The sequence below is a fragment of the Mesorhizobium sp. L48C026A00 genome, from assembly GCF_000502375.1.
Lineage (GTDB): Bacteria > Pseudomonadota > Alphaproteobacteria > Rhizobiales > Rhizobiaceae > Mesorhizobium > Mesorhizobium muleiense.
In genome coordinates, this window is the sequence record NZ_AYWU01000072.1 from 1 (window position 1) to 6,132 (window position 6,132).

General features: G+C 59.2%; 3 protein-coding genes and 1 pseudogene. All 4 read left to right on the forward strand.

What is annotated here, in order from left to right; translation table 11 throughout:
* Positions 1–1,087: 1,087 nt before the first annotated feature.
* A complete protein-coding gene (locus X738_RS80070) occupies positions 1,088–2,356 on the forward strand; it encodes an aminotransferase-like domain-containing protein (protein ID WP_023804186.1) in 1,269 nt (422 codons plus the stop codon).
* Positions 2,357–2,505: 149 nt separating this feature from the next.
* On the forward strand, positions 2,506–3,009 hold the full coding sequence (locus tag X738_RS89520; protein WP_023804187.1) for a formyltransferase family protein: 504 nt from the start codon (positions 2,506–2,508) through the stop codon (positions 3,007–3,009).
* A 1,178-nt stretch (positions 3,010–4,187) separates the two neighbouring features.
* Positions 4,188–5,822: pseudogene (locus X738_RS89880) on the forward strand (non-ribosomal peptide synthetase); the annotation flags it as partial.
* 98 nt (positions 5,823–5,920) lie between these two features.
* Positions 5,921–6,132 (forward strand): AMP-binding enzyme (locus X738_RS89525; RefSeq protein ID WP_373420510.1); only part of this gene is annotated, 212 nt, incomplete at its 3' end.

Sequence of the window (6,132 nt, forward strand, 5' to 3'; positions counted from 1 at the left end):
CCACCAGATCCGGAGAGCATGAGGAACTGTGGGGCGGTTGGTGGCGGAGGCTCTCTGAACGGGCCGGAACCGCGCCACGGAAAGTGCCCGTTTGATCGGCCGCAACGTGACTGCCCCACAGTTCCTCATGCTCCCACCTCTATGGGGTCAGAACAAGATTAGTGAGAAATCGTACGCTAACCGAAATTGTGCATGTTTTCCGTAGTTTACCGCCTGTACCGAATATTAGGCAGGAAATGCTACCTAGAGCGCAATTTTGGGAACGAGCACCGATCTGGAGAAGAGTTTCTCAGCTAAACGNTTAGGCAGGAAATGCTACCTAGAGCGCAATTTTGGGAACGAGCACCGATCTGGAGAAGAGTTTCTCAGCTAAACGTACGATTTCGCACTAATCTTGTTCTGACCCCTTTAGAGCTTCTGGCCTGAACCTGGCAGCGTCCTGTCCGACAACCCGCACGCGCGCGACAAACTCGAGCCTTCCTCAGATGCTGGCGTCCAATGTCCGACAATGTCGGACACTAGTCATCTTAGTAGCGCCACTTAATTGTTTTGGCATGATTTTCCTTTGGCACGGCACTTGCACGGTCATGGTGTATCTGGGTCGCGGTTGAGGAGAAATCGTCTCATGACTACCAAAAATCCGGTCAGCTCTAGGTGTGCGTGGACGCAGTTTGCCAACTTCATAGGATCCGAGTCCTCTCGCTTTGAGANCAAAATCCGGTCAGCTCTAGGTGTGCGTGGACGCAGTTTGCCAACTTCATAGGATCCGAGTCCTCTCGCTTTGAGAGGCGGCTCAGCTTCGAAGACATGCACTCAGGCGCGCAGGATGGATTCATCAATCAAACGATGGGTGCCTTTTTGATCAGTTTGATCATTCTGGCGAATAAGCCGTGAAAATGCGTGAGCCCTTGGGCCTCAATGATGTCGTCGCTCTGAGACTGGTGTGGTCCTCAGCCCGCCGATAGTCCTACGCAGGGTTCGATGTTGGATCACAGATCGCAATGTTCAGTTATGAAATTTTTGAACGAAGTNCGCCGATAGTCCTACGCAGGGTTCGATGTTGGATCACAGATCGCAATGTTCAGTTATGAAATTTTTGAACGAAGTCTCGAGCACGTTTCCCTCGGCAGTCTCGCTGGCGTCTGGCAGACCGAGTGAGCGGTTCTTCGACAAGCTCGACCCCCAGGTGCTGTTGAATGCACTAGTAGTATATGAACGCTATTCAGCTGGCGGTCACGGGGGCGGGCAATTATTGTCGCACTTGCTGCAGTATGGACGAACCGCCGGCATTATCGGCGAGCTCGTTGCGCAACAGGTCCGGTCTGATGAGGGGGTTCCCGCGAGGGCGGATCGCATACTGATCACCTCAGGATGCCAGGAAGCGCTCGCACTCTGCCTCCCAGCGCTGTGCCCTGAAGCTGCCGATGTGCTCCTAGTCTGCAATCCCACGTATATTGGTGCGACCGGTGCAGCTAAGGCCGCAAGGGTCGCCGTTACAGCATTGTGCAACTCAGTGCCTTGCGTTGCAGAGGCAGTCGAACTCGCCGTCCTACAATTGCGCCAGAGTGGTCGGAGGGCCCGCGCTCTATACCTCATTCCCGATTTTGACAATCCGACCGGGCGCGTCCTCGATAAGGCCTCACGATGCGATATCCTTCAAGTGTGCGCAAGAAATCGGATCATCGTTCTGGAGGACAATCCATATCGGCTATTTCGGTATGAAGGTGATGAGATCCCTCCGATGGCCGCTTTGGATGAGGTAGGAAGTGTTATTTACCTGTCCACATTCTCCAAGACCTTGAGCCCAGCTCTCCGCGTGGGAGCTGCGACACTGCCCGATACAATATTTGGAGACGCGCGCGCTTGCCGGGCACTTTGGGAAAACCTGGTCCAGCGCAAGAGTTTCGTCTCGCTCAATACAAGCCACATTACCCAAGCGATTGTGGCGGGACTCTTGATCGAGCAGGCAGCAAGCTTGCGTGGCTGGATTCGCCCCGCGCTGGATTGGTATCGTGCAAATCGCGACGTCATGTTGCGTCAGCTGGACAGTGTGTTTTCGCCTTTCCCGGAGCAGATTCGATGGAATCGACCCTCTGGCGGCTTCTTCCTGTCTCTTGACCTTCCTTTCCGGTTTGGCGCGGACAGCGTGGACGAGTGTGCAAGGTGTGACAATGTCATTGTTATGCCGATGAGCTTCTTTGCATTGGATAACTCTCAAGACTGCCGGATTCGATTAGCATTCAGCGCGGTTACTCCCGAGCAAATCCGAACCAGTGTGACAGGTTTAGGCCGCTATGTGGCGCGGCGGTTAGGGCGGGAACTGCCCAGCTTAGTGGATGGACTGGCCGAGGGGTGAAGATGGCACGTCAGTCTTCACCGAAGCGCGCAAGCGCTTACGAAACAGGCGATTGGACTGGGCAAGGCCCTGCAGCCCAATCAATCTCCTCTAGCGTGTTTGTTGGCCGTGGTACGCTCGCAGTTAGGTGCGCGCAGCTGGCAATGGAGATGGGCCACCTCATTGGCGCGGCGCTGTGTGGCGACGCTATATTCGCAGAGTGGGCGGCTCGCGCCAATATCCCCTGTATNGCGAGTGTTGACGAGCTCTGCTCTCGTTTGAAGGCCGAGCCGGTGGATTGCATTTTCTCCGTTGCCAATCCGCTTATATTGCCACCGGACATGTTTGGGCGAGCGCGACAAGGTGCTTTCAATTACCACGACGGTCCACTGCCACGATATGCAGGAACTCACGCGACGTCCTGGGCGCTGCTGGCCCAGGAGAGCGAGTATGCCATCACGTGGCATCGTATCGATGATGGTGTTAATGCGGGTGAGCTGGTGGTTAGGCGCCAAGTGTTAATTGCGCCCACCGACACGGCGTTGAGCTTGAACCTCAGATGTCATGAAGCCGCGGTCGAGGGNTGGCCCAGGAGAGCGAGTATGCCATCACGTGGCATCGTATCGATGATGGTGTTAATGCGGGTGAGCTGGTGGTTAAGCGCCAAGTGTTAATTGCGCCCACCGACACGGCGTTGAGCTTGAACCTCAGATGTCATGAAGCCGCGGTCGAGGGCTTCCGCGAGCTTTTAACTGGCTTGGCGAAGGGAAAGCTTACTGCTCGTCCGCAGGCGCTAGTCGACAGAAGCTATTTTCCGAGACGTCGACGCCCAGATGCGGCAGGCTGTCTGCGATGGGATCGATCCGCGCGAGATTTGTCAGCGATGACGCGTGCACTAGACTTTGGGCCGTATAATCCCAATCGATTGTGTCTGCCCAAGGCTTTCGTGGGTGATGACGTTGTCATAGTCAGGCGCTTGGAGGTGTTGCCTCGACGCTCGGGCCTTCCGGCGGGTTCCCTGCTTGAAATCCACTCCGGCCACTGGCGGGTGGCGACGGGTGCGCAGGATGTTGATGTTTGCTTTGGCGGCCCCGATGGTCAGCTGCTGGACGCGCGAGCACTCGCCAGGAACTTCAATCTGGATGAAGGTTATCGCCTTCCAATTTTGAGCGGTGATCAGGCGCGGAGCATAACTGCCGCCCATGAAAAGCTGGCGCCTTCAGAGGATTTTTGGCGACAGCGGCTTGAGCAGTTTAAAATATTGCAGCTTCCTTTTCTATCGGCGTCCGTGGCTGAAGCGCCGCACAGATGGCAGTCGATCTCGTGGTTCATTCCAAGTGCTTTGGCTAAACTGGCGCCACATGATCGCACGGAATACCTGGTAACGGCTTGGCTGATCTATCTCGCCCGTATCGCGGGAGAAACAGAGCTTCAACTGGGATGGACGCCTGCATCGGATAGATCGCAAGCCGGTTTGAAAGCGGTGGAGGTGCTTATCGCCTCTGTCGTGCCGATGGAAGTTACCATTGATCTTGCACATGATTTTGAGGAAATGCGCAAAGCGGTGGCGGCCGAATTCGCTCAGCTGAGGGCGCACGCTAGCTTTGCCCGGGATCTTATCGCGCGCTGCCCGACATTGCGAGGTGTGGAGGCGCTACGGTCGCACCGGCCCTGGCCGCTTGGCATCACGATTACAGCAGATAGTTGTTCTGCCGCTGGCGATCTAGCTTCGAACGCGAGTTCTGAGACAACCCTATCCGGTGATTTGCTGACATTCGAGCTTTGCGCTCTGGATGGGAGCTTTCGATGGCACTTTGATGCAAGTCGATTGGCACCGGAGCAGATCGACCGCATGACGCAGCATTTGCAGAATCTGTTGTGCGCTGTGGTTGCCGATGCCGGGCTGCCGGTCGGCCGGATTGAACTGCTGTCGCCCGAGGAGCGGACCTACCTTTTGGAGGATCTGAACCGGACGGCGGCGGCCTATCCGTCGGATCTTTTCATCCACGAGCTGTTCGAGCAACAGGTGCGCCAGGCGCCGGAGGCGGTGGCGGTGGTCCATGAGGACGAGGCGCTCTCCTATGGCGAACTCAACGCCCGGGCCAACCGGCTGGCCCATCATCTGATCGCGCTCGGGGTGAAGCCGGATCAGCCAGTGGCGATCTGCGTCGAGCGCAGCCTGGCGATGGTGGTGGGTGTCTTGGCGATCCTGAAGGCCGGCGGCGCCTATCTGCCGCTGGACCCGGCCTATCCCTGCGCGCGGCTGCGGCAGGTCCTCGCGGATGCCGCGCCGCGGCTGCTAGTTTGCGATGCGGCCGGACGCGCGGCGCTCGGCCCTGAGGCGCTTGTCGATGTGACGGTGGTCGATCTGGAGACGGCCACTCCCACCTGGGCCGAGCTGCCGGCCTGCGATCCCGAGCCGCGCGCCCTTGGCCTCACCGCGCGCCATCTCGCCTATGTGATCTACACCTCTGGCTCAACCGGAACCCCAAAGGGCGTCATGGTCGAGCATGGAAGTCTGGTCAACTATTTGCATTGGTCGGATCGCAGCCATTACGAAGAAACCGGCAACGGTTCGCCCATGCTGCTGTCGTTCAGCTTTGATGCTGGCGTTACGACCTTGTTCGGGCCTTTGTTGGCGGGCGCCAAGCTTCGTCTTGTCAACCCCATTGCCCAAATACATGCGCTTGCTGGTTTAGAGGATGGTCAGACCTATGATCTAATCAAGCTGACGCCTTCGCATTTAAGCCTGCTGAACAAGCGGCTTGAAGCCGACAAGGGACCAGCCCCGACCAGAGCGCTCATGGTCGGTGGGGAGGCCTTGATCCCGGGAGACATGCAGTTTTGGCAAGAGCGTTTTCCGAACGTGCGTCTGATCAATCATTATGGTCCGACAGAAGCGACGGTTGGATGTGCCACATTCGCAATATCAGACGCTGTCGGGGGGCTGGCCTCGATTCCCATCGGCCGTCCGATTGCGAACACGCGGATCTACCTGCTGGACGCTCATGGTGCGCCGGTGCCGTTCGGGGCGGTGGGCGAGCTCTATATCGGCGGGGCGGGGGTTGCGCGTGGCTACCTGAACCGGCCGGAGCTGACGGCCGAGCGGTTCATCGCCAGCCCGTTTGTGGAGGGCGACCGGCTGTACCGGAGCGGCGACCTGGCGCGTTATCTGCCGGACGGCAATCTGGAGTTTTTGGGCCGCAACGACGAGCAGGTGAAGATCCGCGGCTTCCGCATCGAGCCGGGCGAGATCGCGGCGCGGCTTTGCGAGCACGAGCTTGTCGGCGAGGCGGTGGTGGTGGCGCGCGCCGATCGGACCGGCGACCAGCGGCTCGTCGCCTACCTGGTGGCGAAGCCGGCGGACGGATCGGACGACGCCGATGGCGGCGCGCTTGCCGGCGCCTTGCGCGCCCATCTGGCTAGCCTGCTGCCCGACTACATGGTGCCGGCTGCGTTCGTGCGGCTGGCGGCGCTGCCGCTGACGCCGAACGGCAAGCTCGACCGCNCCGCGGCTTCCGCATCGAGCCGGGCGAGATCGCGGCGCGGCTTTGCGAGCATGCCTGGGTGCGTGAGGCGGTGGTGGTGGCGCGCCAGGACCGCGCCGGCGACAAGCACCTTGTCGCTTATGTCGTGTGTGGGCCCGAGGCGGGAGCGGAGCAGGACGATGGCGGCGCGCTTGCCGGCGCCTTGCGCGCACATGTGAGCGGGCGGCTGCCGGACTACATGGTGCCAACGGCATTCGTGCGGCTGGCGGCGCTGCCGCTGACGCCGAACGGCAAGCTCGACCGCCAGGC

Excerpts from the sequence above, each read along its gene's own strand:
- X738_RS80070 (WP_023804186.1), top strand. The coding sequence starts at position 1,088 with ATGAAATTTTTGAACGAAGTCTCGAGCACGTTTCCCTCGGCAGTCTCG.